Origin of the sequence: Burkholderia sp. BKH01 (genome assembly GCF_025685725.1) — a bacterium.
GTDB lineage: Bacteria > Pseudomonadota > Gammaproteobacteria > Burkholderiales > Burkholderiaceae > Burkholderia > Burkholderia pyrrocinia_C.
This window is the reverse complement of sequence record NZ_JAOTQT010000002.1, coordinates 146007-166377: the sequence shown is the minus strand read 5'-3', so window position 1 is coordinate 166377 and position 20371 is coordinate 146007. Positions and strand designations below refer to the sequence as shown.

Here is a 20371-nt window from a genome sequence, read left to right as displayed (position 1 = left end):
CGAAAAAAAAACCGGCCGCTTGAAAGCGGCCGGCTGCATCGTCATCGTGCGGACCAGCGCGCGGAGCGCGCCGTTATCACTTCCGGTCGACGATCACCTGGTCGAAAGTGCCGCCGTCGGCGAAATGGGTCTTCTGCGCGTTCGCCCAGCTGCCGAAGACCTGCTCGACGCTGAACGTCTTCAGCGACTTGAACTCGGCCGCATGCTTCTTCAGCACGTTCGCGTCGCGCGGGCGCAGATGGTGCCGCGCGATGATCTCCTGCGCTTCCGGCGTGTACAGGTAGTCGAGATACGCCTGCGCGACCTTGCGCGTGCCCTTCTTGTCGACGACCTTGTCGACGACGGCGACGGGCGGCTCCGCGAGGATGCTCGCCGACGGATACACGGCGTCGAACTGCGCGCCCGACGCGCCGGTGTCCATCAGCGCGACTTCGTTCTCGAACGTGACCAGCACGTCGCCGATGCCGCGCTGCGTGAACGTCGTCGTGGCGCCTCGGCCGCCCGAGTCGAGCACCGGCACGTTGCGGAAGATCGCCTTCTCGAAGTCGAGCGCCTGCTGGTCGGTCGCGCCCTTCTGCTTCTGGAAGCCCCACGCGGCGAGATACGCGTAGCGGCCGTTGCCCGACGTCTTCGGGTTCGCGATGATCACCTGGACGCCCGGCTTCGCGAGATCGCTCCAGTCCTTGATCGCCTTCGGGTTGCCCTTGCGCACGAGGAACACCATCGTCGTCGAGTACGGCGAGCTGTTGTCCGGGAAGCGCGCGCGCCAGTCCTTCGGCAGCAGCTGGCCGCGCTCGGCGAGCAGGTCGATGTCGTTCGGCTGGTTCATCGTCACGACGTCGGCCTGCAGCCCCTGCAGCACCGACAGCGCCTGCGCGCTCGACGCGCCGTGCGACTGCTTGAGCGCGACCGTCTCGCCGGTCTTCTGCTTGTAGGCGGCGGCAAAGCTCGCGTTGATGTCCTTGTACAGCTCGCGCGTCACGTCGTACGACACGTTCAGGAGCGACGTGTCCGCGTGCGCAGCCGTCGCCGCGACGACGAGCGCCGCCGCCGCGCCCGTGTGCAGCCAGCGGCCGATCCCCTTGATGCTTGCCATCGTGATATGCCCCGTTTCCAGTGGTGGTGAATGTGCGTGACGGCACGCGTACGCGCTGTCATCGAAACGTAAGCGGGCATTCTAGCGGCCGGGCGCGGCGCGCTTTCCAATCAGTCGTGGAAAGCAAATCTCGAATCGTGCTAACCAGCGGCGGACGCTCGCGCACGCGTCCGATCCGATGTTAAGATCGCCGTTCAGCCCACTTCACGGTTCATCCATGTCCGCTGCCCTGCGCTCGTTCTCGATCCTCGCCGCCGTCGCGGCAGGTACGCGCGCGGCCGGGCTGAAACTGAAAAAACGACTCCTCGACTGACGGGGGCGTCGCGTCCCGTCAGGCGAATGCCGGACGGGATGCCCGCAGGTCGTTTCTTTCTCCTTGCCCGCGTGCCTCGTTCCGGCACTCCGCCGGCGGAACGGTTCCTTCCCACTCCGTTTCCACCATGAGGCTTTTCATGCACACACGTTTCGAAGGTATCTGGCTGCCGATCATCACGCCGTTCCACCACGGCGAAGTCGACCATGCGGCCCTCGCGCGGCTCGCGCGCCACTATGCGGCCGCGGGCATCGCGGGCTTCGTCGCGGGCGCGACGACCGGTGAAGGCGTGCTGCTCGACGCACGCGAACAGGACGCCGTGTTCGCGACGCTGCGCGACGCGGCGCCTGGCCTGCCGATCGTCGTCGGGCTGACCGCGAGCGCGACGCATTTCGCGACGGCACGCGCGCGCGAACTCGCGGCGCTGCGGCCCGACGGGCTGCTCGTCACGCCGCCCGTCTACGTGCGGCCGACGCAGGACGGCATCCGCCGCCATGTCGAGGCGATCGTCGACGCGGCCGACCTGCCGGTGCTCGTCTACAACATCCCGTACCGCACCGGCGTGAACGTCGAACTGGAGACGCTGCAGGCGCTTGCGCGCGACCCGCGCGTCGCGGGCATCAAGGAATGCGGCGGCACGCTCGACCGGATGAGCCGGCTCGTGCACGACACGCCGCTCGCGATCCTGTCCGGCGACGACAACCAGAACTTCGCGGCGCTATGCGCCGGTGCGCACGGCGCGATTGCCAGCAGCGCGCACGTGCTGCCCGAATGCCATGTGCGCATCCATGCGCTGCTGCGCGACGGACGGCTCGCCGACGCGCGGCGCCTGTCGGTGGCACTGCAGCCGCTCGTCGCGGCGCTGTTCGCGGAACCGAACCCGGCGCCGGTGAAGGCCGTGCTGGCCGCGCAAGGATGGTGCGAGGACGGGTTGCGGCTGCCGTTCGTGCCGGCAAGCGACGGGTTGCGGGAGCGGCTGGCGGCCATCTGCGCGGCACTCGACGAAATCGAGCCTGACGTTGCGGCGGCTTAAGCCTCTACACCGCGCGGGGCGCTGGCGACAGAAGAATTTCGACGCGACTGATTATTTCAAACTGTCAGAACCAGAGACAGGCCGTACCGCGCAAGATGGGCGTCGGCAGTTACAAGCCGAAGCGGCTCGAGCCGGGCCTGCGCGACCAGCAAGCGATCGAACGGATCGCGATGGTGGTGCGGCAAATCCCGGACTGCGGCCCCATGCGCGGCCCGAACCGGTAGCTCGCGAATCCCGCTTGCGCCGATCGAACGGATCAGCCTGTCCACGTCGATGTCGAGCTTCCCCAAGCCGGCCTTGATGGCGGCCTCCCAGATACTCGCGCTGCTGACGAAACGTTCGTCGGCGGCCGAGATCAGTTTGCGCGCCCGTGCGCTGAGCTTCGGGTCATTGGTCACGATCCACAAAAAGATGTGCGTATCGAGCAACAGCCGCATCAGCGCCCTTCGAAAGCATCCAGCAGGTAATCGGGCAGCGGAGCGTCGAAGTCGTCCGCGATCCAGGCCTGCCCTTGCAGGACTCCGAACCGAATGGGCGGCTTGGCGGGCGCGAGTCGATCGGCTGACACCCCGTCACCGCGGATCGTGGCATCAGCCCGTTGCGATGGATCGATCGCACTGACGTCGGGAATGTTCGCGTTTTGCATGATGACCTCCGTTACAGGTGACCATCACTGTAGTCAGATTCTCCCGATCGATCCATTCGACCGATCGGCAGAGGGGCTGCCGAGTCGCAGCCCACGGCGGCAATCGAACGTTTCGTCAGGCCGCCAGCGCCGCCACTGCCCCCTCCGCCTGCCGCACAGCCTGCGTCACGATCCGCGCGAGCCGGTCGACGGTCGGCGTCGCCGACGACGTGCGCCGCAGCAGGATCAGCGGCAGGCTCGGCAGTTCCGGCAGGCCGGACGACGCCGCGTCGAGCACGCGCACCGACGCGGGCAGCCCGTAGTGCGAGCGCACCGTCAGCCCGAGGCCGGCCGCCGCCGCCGCCCATAGCCCGGCGAGGCTCGGCGTCGTGAACGCGACGCGCCACGGCACGCTCGCGCGGTCGAGCGCATCGGTTGCCGCGCCGAAGAACCGGCACGGCCGGTCGAACACGACGAGCGGCAGCGGCTCGCCCGGTACGCGCACGGCACGGCCGCCCGTTTCGCGGCGCGCAACCGCTGCCACATCGTCTTCCGCGCCCTCCCCGCCGCCGTCCGGCATCCCGAACCCGCCCGCGCCCACCGCACCGATCCATTGCATCGGCACCTGCGCGATCGCTTCGCTGTCGATCCCGGCCCGCGACACGAGCGCCGCCGACGCCGGGTCGCCCCACACGAGCGCGAGATCCAGTTGGTTCGCATCGAGCCGGTCGAGCAGTTCGGCATTGCGCGCCACGCGCGCCTCGATCCTCACCTTCGGATGCGCGCGCGCAAATCGCCCGAGCACGTCGGGCAGGATCGCCTCGCCGAAATCCTCCTGCAGCCCGACGCGCACCCAGCCGTCGAGATTCACGCCGCGCACGGCCGCGGCCGCCTCGTCGTTCAGCTCGATCATCCGCCGCGCATAGCGCAGCATCGCGTCGCCGGCGTCGGTCAGCGCGAGCCCGCGCCCGGCTTTCACGAACAGCGGCGTGCCGGCCTGCTCCTCGAGCTTGCGGATCTGTGCGCTCACCGCCGACGACGAGCGCGCGACGCGGTCGGCCGCCTTCGCGAAACTGCCGAGATCCACGCCCGCGACGAGGCTGCGCAGCGCCGCCACATCGAAGTTGGGCCGGGCATGCGCGGCATCGGCCATTGCGAGCGGCTCGTCGCCGCCACGGGGAAGGTCTTGTCCGGGCACGTCAATCATCCTGTTTTATCGAACGATTCATCAAAAACTTTCCGATTTTCAGGATGAATGTAGGCCGCCAGACTGTCGATGTCAAATTCCAATCGGGCCTGCCGTCATGGATACCACCTGCATCGCTTCCCCCTCCTCGCCCGCGCGTGACGCGCGCGTGCCCGCCCACCGCTGGCGCGTGCTGGCGGCCGGCGTCGCCGCGAACATGAGCTTTTCGGCCGCCGCGGCCGGCATTCCGACCACCGCCGTGTGGATGCGCACGGCCTATCACCTCGACAACGGCGCGCTCGGCCTCGTGCTCGGCGCGCTCGGCTTCGGCGTCGCGCTGTCCGAGCTGCCTTGGGGAATCGCCGCCGACCGCTTCGGCGATCGCCGCGTGCTGCTGACCGGGCTCGTCGCGACGGCCGCGATGTTCGCGCTGATGATGTGCGCGATCGTCCCGACCGCGCACGCGGTGCCGCCGCTGGTGCGCGTCGTCACGATGATGAGCTGCGTCGGCCTGCTTGGCGGCAGCGTGAACGGGTCGAGCGGGCGCGCGGTGATGCGCTGGTTCGGCGAGCGCGAACGCGGGCTCGCGATGAGCATCCGCCAGACGGCCGTCCCGCTCGGCGGCGGCGTCGGCGCGGCGCTGCTGCCGTCGCTCGCGTCGCATCTCGGCTTCGCCGCGGTGTTCGGCGCGCTGATGCTGCTGTGCGCGGGATCGGCCGCGTTGACCTGGCGCTGGCTGCACGAACCGCCCGCCGCGCCGGCCGCCGTGCACGGCACCGTGCATCGTCCCGTCGAACAGCAGCAGCCCGCCCCGCATGCGCGCAGCCCGCTCGCGAGCGGCCGTGTGTGGCGCATCGTGCTCGGCATGGGCCTGCTGTGCGCGCCGCAGTTCGCGGTGCTCACGTTCGCGACGGTGTTCCTGCACGACTTCGGCCGGCTCGGCCTCGCCGGCATCAGCGCGGCGATGGTCGCGCTGCAGTTCGGCGCGATGGTGATGCGCGTCTGGAGCGGCCGTCATACCGACCGGCACGGCAACCGGCGCGCTTACCTGCGCGGTTCCGTGCTCGTCGCGGCCGGGTCGTTCGCGCTGCTTGCAGCCGCGACGGCCGGCAGCCCGCACGTGCCGCTCGCGGCGATCGTCGCGATTCTCGTGTTCGCGGGCGTCTGCGTATCGGCATGGCACGGCGTCGCGTATACGGAGCTCGCGACGCTCGCCGGCGCGAACCACGCGGGCACCGCGCTCGGGATGGCGAACACGATCGTCTACCTCGGGCTGTTCGCGACGCCGCTCGCGATTCCGCCGTTGCTCGCCGTCAGTTCGTGGAGCGTGGTCTGGCTCGCGGCCGCGCTGGTCGCCGGCGCGACCTATCCGCTGTTCTCGCGGTAGCGGGCACGCGCGCACCGTCAGAACTTGTACATGGCCGACAGCATCGCCGAGCGGCCGTCGCCGAACTCGACCGCGGACGATCGCGATTCGCTTCCCGACACCTGCCGCACCCGCTCGACATATGCGCGGTCGAACAGGTTGTCGACGTTCAGCTGGAAACGCAGCCGGCGGCTCACGTCGTAGCCGGCCATCAGGTTGTGCACCCAGTACGCGCCAAGCTTGCCGTCGCCTTGCGACGTCACGGCGCGCCGGCCGACGAAATGCGAACCATAGCCCACCGTCCAGCCGGCCGGCAGCCGATAGGTCGTCCACAGATTGAACGCGTGCCGCGGCGTGTTGCCGAGCGCCTGCCCGTCGCGGCGCGGCGAAGACGGTGAACTCAGCGTGACGCTCGCCAAATACGTGTAGTTCGCGAACACGTCCCAACGCGGCGTCACCTTGCCGGCGGCACCGAGCTCGATGCCGCGCACGCGCTGCCGGCCCACGAGCGCGTAGCTGCCGTCGGCCATCCGTTCGCGCGCGTTCTTCTTTTCGGTCTGGAACAGTGCGCCGTTCAGCGCGACACCGGCGAGCCCCTCCCATTTCGCGCCGAGTTCGAAGCTCTCGTTCTTCTCGGGCGCGAGCGCACCCGTCGCCGCGCTCACGCCCGAGCCCGTCGTGACGAGAAACTCGGCGGACGGATTGAACGACGTGCCGTACGCGAAATACGCGCGACCGTTGTCGGTCGGCTTGAACACGAGCCCGGCGCGCGTGCTCAGGTGACGGTCAGCGCTGTCCGCGCGCTCGGTCGGCTTGCCGGCCGGCGTGCTTTCCGAGCGGCCGTCGATCCAGTCGTGCCGCAGCCCGACGTCGACGTCCCAGTACCGGCCGAGCGCGATCGTGTCGAACGCGTAGAGCGCCTTCACGATCAGCGCCGTGTCGTTGTGCGCGCTGTCCGCGCGCTGCGCGGGGCCGCGCCAGTCGCCGGGCGGCGCGGCGAGCGGGAAACCGCCGGCCGGGTAGAACCGGTTGAGCCCGTACGAATAGGTCGTGCGGTCGTACGTTTCCCGCGAGATCTCGAAGCCGGCAACGAGCGTGTGCCCGATCCCGAAGGTGCCGAACGTGCTCGTGACGTTCGTCTGGTTCGCCCACATCGCCGTCGACGCATCACGGCCGTAACCCTGCGGCCCGGCCGGTTTGTAGCGCCCGGGCGGCAGCCCCTGCAGGTTCACGTGCGACGCGGAGATCACCGTGTCGCGATGCAGGTGCGCATAGCGGCTCAGGTTCTGCAGCTTCAGGTTCGACGACACGTCGTGTTCGGCCTTCACGGTGAACGTGTCGGACGCGATGCGTTCGCGGTCGAGGTTGCGCCAGCCGAAATAGCTGTCGCGCGACACGCCGCCCAGCACCTGCCCGTTGTGCGCGGGCAGTCCGTAGTCGGGCAGGTTGTTGTCGTCCTGGTGGAAATAGCCGAGCGTGACGCGCGTTGGCGTGCCGAGGCCGAACGCGAGCGACGGCGCAACGCCCCAGCGACGCTTGCGGATGTCGTCGCGGCCCGGCACGTCGTTGACGTGCGCCATCGCGTTCAGGCGGAACGCGGCCCTGCCGTCGGTGCCCGGCAGCGGCCGGTTCGCATCGAGCGTCACGCGGCGGTAGTCGGACGTGCCGAGCATCGCACCGGCCTCCGTGAATGCGCCGGCCTTCGGCGCCTTGCTGACCAGATTCACCGAACCGCCCGTGGTGCCCGCGCCGCCGAACACCGAGTTCGGCCCCTTGATCACCTCGACCGCCTCGACGTTGAACAGGTCGCTGCGATTGTTCTGCGCGCTGTCGCGCAGGCCGTCGAGCTGCAGGTTCGCGTTCGCGCCGAAGCCGCGGATGTTGAACATGTCGCCCGATCCGCCGCCGCCCTCGCCTGCGTTGAACGTGATGCCCGCAACGTTCGACAGCGCTTCGCGCAGGCTCAGCGCCTGCTGCTCGTCGAGCACCGCGCGCGGCACGACGGTGATCGTCTGCGGCACGTCGAGCAGCGGCGTCGCGTATTTCGCGGAGCCGGAGCGGTCGACGCGCGAACCGGTGTCGCGATCGCCCTGCACGACGATCGGGCTCAGGTGCGGCGCCTGCCGCGGGTCCGCCTCTTCCGCGCACGCCGGCGCGGCCGCACAGGTCATCATCGCAAACGCGACGGAAGCAGTCGCGCGACGCGGCGGCGTCGCGCTCGACACAATGCAACGACTCATGTTCACTCCACTTCATTGATAAGAATGATTCTCATTCAATCGGAGTGGACGCGGCATGGCAATTGGACGTGTTCGAATTTCGTTCTGCGAATGAACCCGAAGACGAAACCGGTGCGCGACCGATCGGGCGGGCTCGTGCTGTCAGCCCGCCTCGCGAGCCAGCGCGCGCCGCGCGGCCGGCCGTTCGGCCTCGCGCTGCGCATGAGCCGTCCATGCGGGATGCCGCGTCATGTCAAGCCCGATCGCGACGCCCCAGCGATACAGCACCAACAGGAACGGATCGACGATCGAATGGCCGCCCGGTTCGGCCCACGTGCGGCCGTCGGCGAGCGCGGCTTCGATCTTCTCGTTCGCGGCATCGATCGTGCCGCGCCCGTGCGTGCTGACCGCACCGTGCAGGGCCGGATCGCCGATGAAGCGGCCCGGCCGCCACAGCGCGCCGTAGCCGACGCCATGCACCCAGCCGACCAGCCAGGCGAGCCATTCGTGGCAGCGCGCCTCGCGCAGCGGATCGTCGAGCGGCAGCAAGCGCGCATCCGGATAACGGCGCGCGAGATACGTGAGGATCGCCGGCGTTTCGGTGAGCACGCGCGGCTCGCCCGGAATCGCGAGCACGGGCACGCGCGCCTTCGCGTTGATCGCGAGATAGCGCGCGTCGAGGTTCTGCTGCTTCTGCACGGAGACGATCTCGACGTCGAACGGCGCGCCGGTTTCCTCCAGCGCGATGTGGGCGGCAAGCGAGCAGGCGCCCGGCGAAAGATAGAGACGGTATGCGTTCATGTTGATGTGGCCCGACCGGGCTGTAGAAGACGGAACCGAGTGTAGGAACGCGTGGCCGGGCGCCGCAAACGATGAATTGTCGTGCTCGGACATTAGTGTTACTAATACCCGCATGCGACGCATCCACCTCCCTCCGCTGCAGACGCTGCGCGCGTTCGAGGCCGCCGTGCGGCTGCAGAGCTTCACGCGCGCGGCCGACACACTCGCACTCACGCAAGGCGCGGTCAGCCAGCACATCCGCGCGCTCGAGGCGCAGCTCGGCTATCCGCTCTTCACGCGCGAGCGCAACGGCGCGACACCGACGCATGCCGCGCACGCGCTCGCGCTGCAGGTGCGCCAGGGCCTGAGCGTGCTCGAACGTGCGTTCGAGCCGACGCTCGCCATGCGCAGCCGCCCGCGCGCCTGCGACGTCACGCTGAACGTCAGCGTGCTGCCGAGCGTCGCCGAGCGCTGGCTCGCACCGCGCCTGCCGCGCTTCTCGGCCGCGCATCCGCACATCGCGATCGCGCTGCACCCGGACGCGACGCTCGCGCCGCTGCGCAAGCGCGACCGCATCGATGTCGCGCTGCGCTACGGGCCCGGCACGTGGCCGGGCGTCGTCGCCGAGAAGCTGATGAACGAGACGATCTTTCCGGTCGCAAGCCCCGCGTACCGCAATCGCGACGGCATCGCGCCACGCGTGCCGGCCGATCTCCTGCGCGCGACGCTGCTGCGCCATCCCGCGCAGCCGTGGGAGCCGTGGTTCCAGGCCGCGCGGCTCGACCTCACCGAATCCGCTCGCGCGCCGCGCTTCACCGATGCGAACGCGCTGATCGACGCGACGCTGAAAGGGCGCGGCGTCGCACTCGCACGCCGCTCGCTGATCGAGCCCGAACTCGCGGCCGGCACGCTCGTGCGCGTGTCGACGGTGCGCGTGACCGACGTGTACGCGCACTACGTCGTGTGGCGCCCCGGCCATCCGCACGAAGCGGCGATCCGCACCTGGCTCGACTGGCTGCGCAGCGAAGTGCGGCGCAGGACGCCGCGGCGCTGACAGGCGGCGGTCGGCGATGGCCGCATGCCGGCTGCATGCGCGCACGAGCGCACGAGCGCACGAAAGTAATTCGTTAGCTTGACGAAAGCATTTCGCGATTACGTGCCGGTCGCAAACGATTCACCGAAACGTCGCATCGCACCGGCATACTCGAAAACGTTTCCCGATCAGCCTGCCAGGAGAGAAGTCATGCGTCGCGTTTCCGTCGTCGTCGTTCTTTGTGCCGCCGCTTTGGTCGCCGCCTGCAGCGACGACGCGCCGCACGACGCGCACGCGGCCGACGCATCGCAGCAGGCCGGCGCATCGAGCGGCTCCGCCAGCGCGTTCAACAGCAATGCGACCGCGAATGCCGCCGCGTCCGATGCCGCCCCGCTCGCGCCGCCCGTCGTGCATTACCCGCCCGATGACGACGACGACGCGAAGCCCGCGTCGAACGCGGCCGCGTCGGCCGCCGCTGCATCTTCGCCGGGCTGATCGCGCCGATTCCGCCCCCGACCGCAGAACCGAGGTGGTCAGACCGCGTGCGCAAGCGCGCGGTCGACGAGCGCGGCCTCGAAGCCGTCATCCGCATCGCGAAAGCGCAGCGGCGCCGCGCAATGGACGAGCGTGTCGACGAAGTACTTCGCGCGCGGCCACGGCCCGAAGCCCGCCGCCGTATTGATGTGCCCGGCGTCGCCGAGGTTCACGAACGCGCTGCCCAGGCGCTGCGCGAGCGTGCGCGCATCGGCGAGCGGCATCCACGGATCGGTCTCGCTGCCGATCACGATCGACGGCACCGCGAGCCGGCGCGCATCGAACGGCCCGGCAAACGTGAATTTCTTCGGGCTGGCGGGCGCAACGAGCAGCACGCCCGCGACATCGCCCGTATGCGGCCGCTGCGCGAGCGCATGTGCGGCCGCGAGGCAGCCGAAGCTGTGCGCGGCGAGCACGAACGGGCCGCGCTCGCGGTCGAGCAGCGCGCGCACGGACTGCGCCCAGCGCGCGAGATCGGGCGCGTCCCAGTCGTCCTGCTCGACGCGCAGCGAGCGCGAAAACTGCCGCTCGAGCCAGGTCTGCCAGTGAGCGCCTTCGCTGCCGTGCAGGCCCGGTACGGTGACGAGCCGCGGCGGCCACGCCGATTTGCTGCATGCGCGCATGATTGCCCTCGCTTGCTTGAAGACGAGTTTCGATTGTGGCGCGCCGCGTCCGGCGGCCGAACCAATATTTTGTGCTTTGCTTTGCGCGCGCCGGCCCGCGCGACGGCGCAATTCGCGTCGAAACCGTAGAATGTGGGCTTCCCGTCAGCTTCACACGGAACCGGGCCCGGCGTCGACGCGCCGGGCCCGGTCGTCAGGAGACGCCCGATGTCCGCTACGCCCGCCGGCGCGCCGCGCCCGGCCCCTCTCGCCTTTCCCGTGACGAGCCTCGCCGGCGCGCGCGAAGTCATGCAATGAAGATCCTGTTCTACTCCCCGCACCAGGAAGCCGGCGCGTGGCGCGACGAGATCGCACACGCGCTGCCGGAAGCCGAACTGCGCGCTTGGCAGCCGGGCGACACGGCCGCCGCCGACTACGCGCTCGTGTGGCGCGCGCCGCGCGAGTTGTTCGCGCCGCGCGACGGCCTGCGCGCGATCTTCAACCTCGGCGCGGGCGTCGACGCGCTACTCGCGCTCGACCGTGCGCATCCGGGCACGCTGCCCGCGCACGTGCCGCTCGTGCGGCTCGAGGATTCGGGCATGGCGCAGCAGATGGTCGAATACGTGACGCACGCGGTGCTGCGCTACCTGCGCCGTTTCGACGAATACGACGCGCAGCAGCGCGAGCGCCGCTGGCAGCCGCTCGAACCGCATCCGCGCGCAACGTTCACCGTCGCCGTGCTCGGCCTCGGCGTGCTCGGCGCGCAGGTCGCGCTCGCGCTCGCCGCGCTCGGCCTGCCGGTGCGCGGCTACAGCCGCAGCGCGAAGCAGCTCGACGGCATCGCGACCTTCGCCGGCGACGGCGCGTTCGACGCGTGCATCGACGGCGCGAAGGTGCTGGTCAACCTGCTGCCGAGCACGCCCGACACCGACGGCATCCTGTCGTCGCGCGCGTTCGCGCGGCTCGCGCCCGGCGCGTACATCGTCAACGTCGCGCGCGGCGCGCATCTCGTCGAGGCCGACCTGCTCGACGCGCTCGCGAGCGGCCGGGTCGCCGCGGCGACGCTCGACGTGTTCCAGCACGAGCCGCTGCCGGACGATCATCCGTTCTGGCGCGCGCCGCGCATCACGATCACGCCGCACAGCTCCGCCGAGACGCTGCGCGCGGAGGCCGTCGAGCAGATCGCCGGCAAGATCCGCGCGTTCGAGCGCGGCGAGCGCGTCGGCGGCATCGTCGACTACGCGCGCGGTTATTGAATTCCGCTCCACACAGATACCAGGAACCAGGAGACAACCATGACGTTCCCCACCGCCGTCAAGATCGTCGAAGTCGGCCCGCGCGACGGGCTGCAGAACGAGAAGACCTTCGTGCCGACCGACGTGAAGATCGCGCTCGTCGACCGCCTGTCGCGCGCCGGCTTCCGCAACATCGAGGCCGCGTCGTTCGTGTCGCCGAAATGGGTGCCGCAGATGGCCGACGGCGCCGAAGTCATGGCGGGCATCGAGCGTCGCGCGGGCACCGTGTACTCGGTGCTCACGCCGAACCTGAAGGGTTTCGAGAACGCGCTCGCCGCACGCGCCGACGAGGTCGTGATCTTCGGCGCGGCGAGCGAGGCATTCTCGCAGCGGAACATCAACTGCAGCATCGCCGAGAGCATCGCGCGCTTCGAGCCCGTCGCGAAGGCCGCGAAGGACGCGGGCCTGCGGCTGCGAGGCAGCGTGTCGTGCACGCTCGGCTGCCCGTACCAGGGCGAGGTGCCGGTCGCGTCGGTCGTCGACGTCGTCGAACGCTTCGCGGCGCTCGGCTGCGACGAGATCGACATCGCCGATACGATCGGCGTCGGCACGCCGAAGCGCACACGCGAAGTGCTCTCGGCCGTCACGCGCGTGTTCCCGCGCGAACGCCTGTCAGGCCATTTCCACGACACCTACGGCCAGGCGCTCGCGAACATCTACGCGGCGTTGTTCGAAGGGATCGAAATCTTTCACGCGTCGGTCGCCGGCCTCGGCGGCTGCCCGTACGCGAAGGGCGCGACCGGCAACGTCGCGACCGAGGACGTGCTGTACCTGATGCAGGGCCTCGGCATCGACACCGGCGTCGATCTCGCGCAAGTCGTCGCCGCCGGCGACTTCATCTCTAACGCGATCGGCCGCACGAACGTGTCGCGTGCCGGTCGCGCGCTGCTCGCCAAGGCGCAGAGCGCGGACGACGCCGCGACCTGCGTCTGACCCCGGCATTCCATGGATTCCTCAATATGACGACACCTGCTTCATTCGATTCCCTCCCCGATTCCGCGCGCAGAGTCGCGCTGCTGCTGCGCGAGCGCGGCCATGCGAAAGGCATCGTGATGCTCACCGAAACCGGCAAGACGTCGGCCGAGGCCGCGGCCGGGCTCGGCTGCGAGGTCGCGCAGATCGCGAAGTCGATCCTGTTTCGCCGGCAGTCGGACGGCGCGCCCGTGCTCGTGGTCGCGAGCGGCGTCAACCGCGTCGATGAAAAGAAGGTTGCCGCGCAGGTCGGCGAGGTGGGCCGCGCGGACGCGAAGTTCGTGCGCGACAACACCGGCTATGCGATCGGCGGCGTCTGCCCGATCGGCCATCTCGTCGAGCCCGTTACGCTGATCGACGCCGACCTGCTCGAGCTCGACAGCCTGTGGGCGGCCGCCGGCCATCCGCACGCGGTGTTCAACCTGTCGCCGCACGAACTCGTGTCGCTGACGGGCGCACCGGTCGCGGACGTCGCATTGCGGGACAACGCATGAGCGACGTGCAGGTGCCGGTCGGCACGGTCGCATCGCCGTGCACGGACGTCTGCAGGATCGATCCGCGCACCGACTGGTGCGCGGGCTGCCTGCGCACGCGCGACGAGATCAAGGGATGGCGTGCGTCGGACGACGACGCGCGGCGCGCGCTGCTCTCGCGCCTCGATGCGCGGCGACGCATGCTCGCCGGGAGCGGCACATAAAAAAAAGCCGTTCAGCCTCACGGGCGAACGGCGTCGAGATCGGAATCCTGTGAACGTGATCAACGTCACAGCCCGCATGATACGAGCGACGCGGCCGCATCGCATCGGGTGTTTCCCTACAACTTCTTACAGCGTCTTTCGCGCATGCGCGCGGGCTCATTTCGAGCGCAATCCGCGCGCAATCCTCGTACCCGAAATCCGCCCCCGGCGAGCCGCGGCGGCGCCCCGTCGCGGCGCCGAATCGTACGACCGTTTCAGTTACCGACCGCCGTGCGACGCGCGGGCACGATGCGCCAGCCGAGATTCACGCCGGCCGCCGCGAGCAGGATCAGCAGCGCGCCGAACACCTGCGTCCACGCGAGCGTCTGCCCGAACGCAACGTGATCGACGACGATCGCGACGACCGGATACACGAACGACAGCGCGCCGGTCATCGCGGTCGGCAGCTTCTGGATCGCGCCGTACAGCAGCACATACATCAGGCCCGTGTTCACGACGCCGAGGACGACGAGGTCGAGCCATTGCCCGGCAGTCGCGGGCAGCGTATCGAAGTGCGCGAACGGCGCGAGCAGCACGATGCCGAGGCCGGCCTGCAGCAGCGCGAGCAGGTGCGGCGGCGTGCCCTTCAGGTGCTTCGTGACGATCGACGAGATCGCATACAGGAATGCCGCGCCGAGCGACAGCGCGACGCCTTCCAGATATTCGCCCGGCACCGCGAGCACGGCCGGCTCGACGCGCACCACGAAGACGAGCCCGGCGAACGCGAGCGCAAGCCACGCGACCGTCGACGCGGTGATCCGTTCGCGGAACACGATCGCGCCGAGCGCGACGAGCATGAACGGCTGCGTGTTGTAGACGGCGGTCGCCATCGAAATCGACGCGCGCGAATAGGCGGCGAACAGCAGCAGCCAGTTCGCGACGATCGCGACGCTGCCGAGCGCCGCGAGCGCGAGCATCCGCGGCGAGAACAGCGAGCGGCGCAGGAAGCCGAACGCCGCGCAGACGATCGCGAGCGTCGCGGCGCCGAACAGGCAGCGGAAGAACACGACGTTCGTCAGCGGTTGTTGCGACGACATCACGAGCCAGCCGATCATGCCGGACATCATCATCGCGACGACCATCTCGGCGGCGCCGCGGCGAATTTCATTCGAGGCCATCTTGAACTCCGTTGATGAGAGTGGATGACTTCGATTCTAGAAACTTGCTTTCGCCGCAACCACGGCTAAACTGAAGTGAATCAGCCGATTTACCTTCGAAAGCAAAGCGATCATGCCGAAACGCCTTTCCCCACCCTCCGTCGCGTCGCTCGACGCGACCGACCGCGCGATCCTCGCGGCGCTGGCCGACGACGCGCGCATCGCGACCAGCGAGCTCGCGCGGCAGATCGGGCTGTCGGCGCCCGCGACCGCCGACCGCGTGCGGCGGCTCGAGGCGCAAGGCGTGATCGCCGCGTTCACCGTCGAGCTCGACCCGCGCGCGCTCGGCTACACGCTGCAGGCGATCGTCCGCGTGAAGCCGCTGCCGGGCCAGCTGCATCTGGTCGAGGAGTTGCTGCGGCGGATTCCCGAATTCGTCGAATGCGACAAGGTGACCGGCGAAGACTGCTTCATCTGCCGGCTCTACCTCCGCACGATCGAGCACCTCGACGACATCCTGTCGAAGGTGACGGAGCGCGCGGAGACGAGCACCGCGATCGTGAAATCGACGCCCGTGCCGCGCCGCCTGCCGCCGCTCGTCGAGGACGACAGCGCGCACCGCTGAGCGGACGGCCCGCACCGCCCGCCCGCGCCCTCATGCGGCCGGGTCGCGCGCCTCGAAGAACGCGAGCAGCTCGTCGATCAGCGCGACGGGCGCCTCTTCCGGAATGTAATGCCCGCATTCGAGCGCGCGGCCGCTGACGTCGCGCGCGACGCGACGCCATTCGTCGAGCGGATCGAAGCAGCGTCCGACGATCCCGTGCTCGCCCCACAGCACGCGCAACGGACACGCGACCTTGTTGCCGCGCTCGAGATCCGCACGGTCGTGCTCGAGGTCGATCGTCGCCGATGCGCGGTAGTCCTCGCACATCGCGTGCACGGCGCCCGGCTGCGCGAGCGCAGCGCGGTACGCGTCGAGCGCCGCGGGCGCGAACGGCGTGAGCCCGGCGGACCGGTTGCCCATCACGCGCTCGATGTACGCATCGGTATGCGCGCCGATCAGCGTCTCGGGCAGCGGCTCCGGCTGGATCAGGAAGAACCAGTGGAAATACGCGGTCGCGAACGCGCGATCGGTTTTCTCATACATCGCGAGCGTCGGCGCGATGTCGAGCAGCATCATCCGTTCGACGGCGTCCGCGTGATCGAGCGCGAGCCGGTGCGCGACACGCGCGCCGCGATCGTGCGCGCAGACATGAAAGTGCTCGAAGCCGAAGTGCCGCATCACGGCGACCTGGTCGGCGGCCATCGCCCGTTTCGAATACGGCGCGTGCCGCGCGTCGCTCGGCGGTCGGCCCGACGCGCCGTATCCGCGCAGGTCGGTGGCGATCACGGTGAAGTGATTCGCGAGCGTCGCGGCAACGCGATGCCAGATCATGTGGGTTTGCGGATGCCCGTGCAGCAACAGGAGCGGCGGGCCCGCGCCTCCTTTGACACCGAAGATGTCGGTGTCCTGCACCATCACGCGAAACGGTGCAAACGCCTCAAACGACATGGTTTATTTCTCGTTGGTTTGTTATGGCGGCTATTTTAGGAGCGCTCGTGCGTCTGCACAGCGGTGCAACAGCCAGAATCCGTAGAAAGAGAACACTCACTCGATTGCCGCCACACCGCGCATTTTGTTAAGCTCGCGTAGAATCGCACGACCGTTCGTATTAATATGAACGAACGACTTCGTCCGCAGCTACACTCGAATCACCGTCCGACCGCAAAGCATGGTGTCGGTATCGGCGCGACCGCGCCGGCGCCGGCCCTCCCTGGAGACTGGAGACATCACATGGCATTGCCCACCGTCCTGCAGAACCTGACGCTGCCCGTCATCGCGTCGCCGATGTTCATCGTCAGCTACCCCGAACTCGTGCTCGCGCAATGCAAGGCGGGCATCGTCGGTTCGTTCCCCGCGCTCAACGCCCGTCCGGCCGAACTGCTCGACGAGTGGCTCACGCAGATTCAGTCGGAGCTGGCCGACCACAAGGCGAAACACCCGGACGCGGTGATCGGCCCGATCGCGGTCAACCAGATCGTCCACCAGTCGAACGCGCGGCTCGAACACGACGTGCGCGTATGCGTCGAGCACAAGGTGCCGATCTTCATCACGAGCCTGCGCGCGCCGGCGCGCGAGATCGTCGACGCGGTGCACGGCTACGGCGGCATCGTGCTGCACGACGTGATCAACCTGCGCCACGCGCAGAAGGCGCTCGAAGCCGGCGTCGACGGGCTGATCCTCGTCGCGGCCGGCGCGGGCGGCCATGCGGGCACGACGTCGCCGTTCGCGCTCGTCGGCGAGGTCCGCAAGATCTTCGACGGTCCGATCGTGCTGTCCGGCTCGATCGCGAACGGCGGCTCGATCCTCGCCGCGCAGGCGATGGGCGCCGATTTCGCGTACATGGGCACGCGCTTCATCGCGACGCAGGAAGCGCACGCGATCGACGACTATAAGCACGCGATCCTGAACGCGAAATCGTCCGACATCATCTACACGAACCTCTTCACCGGCGTGCACGGCAACTACATTCGCGAGAGCATCGAGAAAGCCGGCCTCGATCCGGAAGCGCTGCCGGAATCCGACAAGACGAAGATGAATTTCGGCGGCGACAAGACGAAGGCGTGGAAGGACATCTGGGGCGCCGGCCAGGGCGTCGGCCTGATGGACGACCTGCCGAGCGTGGGCGAGCTCGTCGAGCGCCTGAAGCGTGAGTACGACGAAGCAAAGGCGCGGCTCGGCATCGCACGCTGACGGATGCGGCGGCCACTGCGGCCGCCAATCCCGTCGGACAAAACAAAAAGCGCGAACCGCTGCGGTTCGCGCTTTTTTTTCATCGCCCCGCCGCCGCGGGACACGCGGCTCAGCCCGCGCGCTTGATCCGCGTGATCGGCAGCACGCGCAGGCGCGACTCGATCGATGGGCACAGCGACTGGCCTTCGAAACGCGCCGCGAGGAAATCGACGAACGAACGTACCTTAGCCGACACGTGACGGCGGCTCGCGTACACCGCGTAGATCGGCGCCTCGTGCGGCGGCACCGAATCGAGCAGCACCGGCACGAGCCGGCCGGATTCGATGTCGTCGCCGACCACCTCGGTGCCGAGCAGCGCGATGCCCGCGCCCGCGAGCACGGCCGCACGCAGCCCCTCGAGATGGTTCACGATCAGGTTGCCGTTGAGGGTCACGCGCGACGCCGCCGCCGCGTCGATCACGAGCGAGTCGAGCATCGTCGAATTCGAGTCGCGCCGCAGGTAGTTGTGATGCGCGAGATCGGCGATCGTTTCGGGCGTGCCGTGCTTGTCGAGATACTCGGGCGACGCGACGAGCAGGATGTGCGCGGTCGCGATCTGCCGTGCGACCAGCGACGACGATTTCAATCCGTTCGGCGCCGCGCGCACCGCGACGTCGTAGCCTTCCTCGATCAGGTCGACCACGCGATCGGACAGCGTCATGTCGACGGTTACGTCCGGGAACCGGCCCGCGTAATCGGTAACGGCCTGCATCACGTGCCGCAGCCCGAACGCGGACAGCGACGTCACGCGCAGGCGGCCCTGCGGCACCACGCTTGCGGCGCCGACGGCCTGCCCGGCTTCGTCGAGTTCCGACAGCGCCTGCACGAGGCGCTCGTAATATTCGCGTCCCGCCTCGGTAGGCGCGACACGTCGTGTCGTGCGATGCAGCAGCCGCGCACCGAGCTGCTGCTCGAGATGCATCACGTGCTTGCTCGCCATCGCAGCCGACATCTGCATGCGCTCGGCCGCGCCGACGAAGCTGCCCACTTCGACGACGTAGCGAAACACATTCATGCTGACGAGGGTATCCATCGAACTAGCTCGTAATGACGGGGGAATGTTCCAATTACGAGATAGGGTAACAAAGGCAGGGAAATAGAAAGGTCAACAAAGGCAAAACGGCGCCGCGGGGAGGCGGCGCCGTTTCGGGCGGGAAAACATGCAGCCAGAATGCGCGATTTTCGCGAGGGTCCGGCGCGCCGATCGCGCGTGCGCGTCAGAACTTCGCGCGGATACCGGCGCCGAACGTGTTGCCGGTCGACAGGCCGCTGATGTGGTCGTTCATGTACGCAGCGTAGACGTCCGTACGCTTGGACAGCGGATAGTCGTAGCCGACGGCCCAGGTCTGGCGCGTCTGGTCGAGGCCGCCTGCATCGCGCGAATACGCGTACGACGCCATCGCGTTGCCCACGCCGAGCGGCACCGACACGCCGCCTTGCGCGGTGTTCACGTGCCAGCTGCCCGCGACCTGGTCATTCTTCGTATACATATACTGGCCGAACAGCTTCACGAGCTTCAGGTCGTAGGTCGCGCCGACCAGCGCGATGCCCTGGCTCTTCATGCCGGTGACGAGCGCGCTCAGGTCCTGCGGGCCGTTGTTGAAGTTCACGTACTGATACATGGCGGTTGCCGCGAACGGGCCGTTCGCATAGTTGAACTGCGCGCTCCACTTCTTCGAGCGGTTGTCGCCGGCCTGGTTGCCGAGCGCGTACATCGCGCCGAAATTCAGGCCACCGAACGACGGCGACGTATACGACACCGCGTTGTTCCAGCCCGAATCGCCGACCGCGCCCTGGTCGCTCGGATAGGTCGGGAACGTGCCGAGGCCGAGGAACACGTGGTACACCATCGGCGAGAAGGTGTACGAGTCGTAGAACGGGTTGAACAGGATCGTCGACAGGAACAGGTGCGTCGTCAGGCGGCCTGCCGTCACCGTGCCGTACGGCGAGCTGATGCCGACGTACGCGTTGCGGGCGAAGAACGTGTCGCCCTGGAAGCGGCCGAACTGGCCGTTCTGCGCGCGGAAGAAGCTTTCCAGCGTGAAGATCGCCTTGTAGCCGTTGCCCAGATCCTCTGCGCCGTGCAGGCCCCAGTACGACGTCGACATCCCGCCGCCCGACACGTTCCATGCGCGATCGCCGCCCGGGAACTTGGTCGCGCCGACCCATTCGTCGACCTGACCGTAGAGCGACACGCTCGATTGCGCATAAACGGGTGCGGTCGCTGCCACGCAGGCAGCCGCGGCGATCAGCTTGACGGACGTGCGCGACGCACGGCGAGCAAATGCTTTCATGGGATCTCCAGGTTTTGTCGAATGGTCGATAAGTGGCGCGAGCGTTGTTTTTGGGAGCCGAGTGCTTGCGTCGTATGGGGCGCAGCCATCTTTACGGATCATTTGTCCGGTCAAAATTGCGCACACTTATTGCTGGTATAGCGCCAGCATTAACTTCACGGAATCGATACGTGGCCGGATGCCCCGCGGCGGCCCCGCGCGAAAGCGGTTGCTCGACGGGACGGCGGCGTGGCGCACGCGAGCCGGGCGCGAAAGATAGCGCAATGCGACGGGAAAATCAGCGGAAATCTGCGCGCGACTGTGGCGAATTCGCATCAGCCGGCGGGGGGGCCTGAGCCTGTTCCCGCTAATAGCGGG

General features: G+C 68.5%; 21 protein-coding genes. 10 read left to right on the top strand and 11 right to left on the bottom strand.

From position 1 onward, the window contains the following. Positions 1-76 precede the first annotated feature (76 nt). Positions 77-1096, bottom strand: a complete 1020-nt coding sequence (locus OEJ37_RS03735; RefSeq protein WP_175941480.1) for a sulfate ABC transporter substrate-binding protein — start codon at positions 1094-1096, stop codon at positions 77-79. Between the two features lie 452 nt (positions 1097-1548). Here OEJ37_RS03735 and dapA point away from each other — a divergent pair, with 452 nt between their 5' ends. Continuing rightward, on the top strand, positions 1549-2442 hold the full coding sequence (gene dapA, locus OEJ37_RS03730; RefSeq protein ID WP_263343243.1) for a 4-hydroxy-tetrahydrodipicolinate synthase: 894 nt from the start codon (positions 1549-1551) through the stop codon (positions 2440-2442). A 56-nt stretch (positions 2443-2498) separates the two neighbouring features. On the opposite strand, the gene OEJ37_RS03725 is transcribed toward dapA, so the two are convergent. The 3 genes from OEJ37_RS03725 to OEJ37_RS03715 all read right to left on the bottom strand — a co-directional run bounded on the left by OEJ37_RS03725 (position 2499) and on the right by OEJ37_RS03715 (position 4265). Further along, positions 2499-2879, bottom strand: coding sequence for a type II toxin-antitoxin system VapC family toxin (locus OEJ37_RS03725; protein ID WP_263343242.1), 381 nt, complete (start codon positions 2877-2879; stop codon positions 2499-2501). Further along, complete coding sequence (locus OEJ37_RS03720) at positions 2879-3088, bottom strand: DUF2281 domain-containing protein (RefSeq protein ID WP_263343241.1); 210 nt, start codon at positions 3086-3088, stop codon at positions 2879-2881. Before OEJ37_RS03720 ends, OEJ37_RS03725 begins: the two co-directional genes overlap by 1 nt. Positions 3089-3203: 115 nt before the next feature. Beyond that, a complete protein-coding gene (locus OEJ37_RS03715; RefSeq protein WP_411859234.1) occupies positions 3204-4265 on the bottom strand; it encodes a LysR substrate-binding domain-containing protein in 1062 nt (353 codons plus the stop codon). Positions 4266-4371: 106 nt separating this feature from the next. On the opposite strand from OEJ37_RS03715, the gene OEJ37_RS03710 reads away from it, so the two are divergent. Continuing rightward, on the top strand, positions 4372-5640 hold the full coding sequence (locus OEJ37_RS03710; protein WP_263343239.1) for an MFS transporter: 1269 nt from the start codon (positions 4372-4374) through the stop codon (positions 5638-5640). Positions 5641-5657: 17 nt separating this feature from the next. Here OEJ37_RS03710 and OEJ37_RS03705 read toward each other — a convergent pair whose 3' ends face one another. Further along, positions 5658-7859 (bottom strand): TonB-dependent receptor, encoded by a 2202-nt coding sequence (locus tag OEJ37_RS03705; protein WP_263343238.1) that lies wholly within the window; start codon positions 7857-7859, stop codon positions 5658-5660. A gap of 141 nt (positions 7860-8000) precedes the next feature. Further along, positions 8001-8639, bottom strand: coding sequence for a glutathione S-transferase family protein (locus tag OEJ37_RS03700; protein ID WP_263343237.1), 639 nt, complete (start codon positions 8637-8639; stop codon positions 8001-8003). Positions 8640-8751: 112 nt separating this feature from the next. On the opposite strand from OEJ37_RS03700, the gene OEJ37_RS03695 reads away from it, so the two are divergent. Beyond that, positions 8752-9672 carry a LysR substrate-binding domain-containing protein gene (locus tag OEJ37_RS03695; protein WP_263343236.1) on the top strand — a complete coding sequence of 307 codons (921 nt, stop codon included), beginning with the start codon at positions 8752-8754 and terminating at the stop codon, positions 9670-9672. Positions 9673-9861: 189 nt separating this feature from the next. Then, complete coding sequence (locus OEJ37_RS03690) at positions 9862-10146, top strand: hypothetical protein (protein ID WP_263343234.1); 285 nt, start codon at positions 9862-9864, stop codon at positions 10144-10146. Between the two features lie 38 nt (positions 10147-10184). On the opposite strand, the gene OEJ37_RS03685 is transcribed toward OEJ37_RS03690, so the two are convergent. Beyond that, positions 10185-10808, bottom strand: a complete 624-nt coding sequence (locus OEJ37_RS03685; protein WP_174419953.1) for an RBBP9/YdeN family alpha/beta hydrolase — start codon at positions 10806-10808, stop codon at positions 10185-10187. A 293-nt stretch (positions 10809-11101) separates the two neighbouring features. On the opposite strand from OEJ37_RS03685, the gene OEJ37_RS03680 reads away from it, so the two are divergent. The 4 genes from OEJ37_RS03680 to OEJ37_RS03665 are packed head-to-tail and all read left to right on the top strand — an operon-like array spanning position 11102 to position 13751. Beyond that, positions 11102-12043: a 2-hydroxyacid dehydrogenase gene (locus OEJ37_RS03680; protein WP_174419954.1), complete on the top strand. Its 942-nt coding sequence runs from the start codon at positions 11102-11104 to the stop codon at positions 12041-12043. Between the two features lie 39 nt (positions 12044-12082). After that, a complete protein-coding gene (locus OEJ37_RS03675) occupies positions 12083-13015 on the top strand; it encodes a hydroxymethylglutaryl-CoA lyase (protein ID WP_174419955.1) in 933 nt (310 codons plus the stop codon). A 26-nt stretch (positions 13016-13041) separates the two neighbouring features. Beyond that, complete coding sequence (locus tag OEJ37_RS03670) at positions 13042-13548, top strand: YbaK/EbsC family protein (RefSeq protein WP_263343230.1); 507 nt, start codon at positions 13042-13044, stop codon at positions 13546-13548. Next, positions 13545-13751: a DUF1289 domain-containing protein gene (locus tag OEJ37_RS03665; RefSeq protein WP_152858545.1), complete on the top strand. Its 207-nt coding sequence runs from the start codon at positions 13545-13547 to the stop codon at positions 13749-13751. Before OEJ37_RS03670 ends, OEJ37_RS03665 begins: the two co-directional genes overlap by 4 nt. Positions 13752-14005: 254 nt before the next feature. Here OEJ37_RS03665 and OEJ37_RS03660 read toward each other — a convergent pair whose 3' ends face one another. Beyond that, positions 14006-14908 (bottom strand): DMT family transporter, encoded by a 903-nt coding sequence (locus tag OEJ37_RS03660; RefSeq protein ID WP_174419956.1) that lies wholly within the window; start codon positions 14906-14908, stop codon positions 14006-14008. 112 nt (positions 14909-15020) lie between these two features. Between OEJ37_RS03660 and OEJ37_RS03655 the strand changes: the two genes are divergently transcribed. Next, complete coding sequence (locus OEJ37_RS03655) at positions 15021-15512, top strand: Lrp/AsnC family transcriptional regulator (protein WP_263343229.1); 492 nt, start codon at positions 15021-15023, stop codon at positions 15510-15512. Between the two features lie 30 nt (positions 15513-15542). Here the strand turns inward: OEJ37_RS03655 and OEJ37_RS03650 are convergent, their stop codons facing one another. Beyond that, on the bottom strand, positions 15543-16439 hold the full coding sequence (locus OEJ37_RS03650) for an alpha/beta fold hydrolase (RefSeq protein WP_174419958.1): 897 nt from the start codon (positions 16437-16439) through the stop codon (positions 15543-15545). Between the two features lie 282 nt (positions 16440-16721). On the opposite strand from OEJ37_RS03650, the gene OEJ37_RS03645 reads away from it, so the two are divergent. Next, positions 16722-17681, top strand: coding sequence for an NAD(P)H-dependent flavin oxidoreductase (locus OEJ37_RS03645; RefSeq protein WP_174419959.1), 960 nt, complete (start codon positions 16722-16724; stop codon positions 17679-17681). A 109-nt stretch (positions 17682-17790) separates the two neighbouring features. Here the strand turns inward: OEJ37_RS03645 and OEJ37_RS03640 are convergent, their stop codons facing one another. Both OEJ37_RS03640 and OEJ37_RS03635 read right to left on the bottom strand, forming a co-directional pair. Next, positions 17791-18753 (bottom strand): LysR family transcriptional regulator, encoded by a 963-nt coding sequence (locus OEJ37_RS03640; protein ID WP_152858537.1) that lies wholly within the window; start codon positions 18751-18753, stop codon positions 17791-17793. Between the two features lie 184 nt (positions 18754-18937). Continuing rightward, positions 18938-20014, bottom strand: coding sequence for a porin (locus OEJ37_RS03635; protein ID WP_175919496.1), 1077 nt, complete (start codon positions 20012-20014; stop codon positions 18938-18940). Positions 20015-20371: the final 357 nt, after the last annotated feature.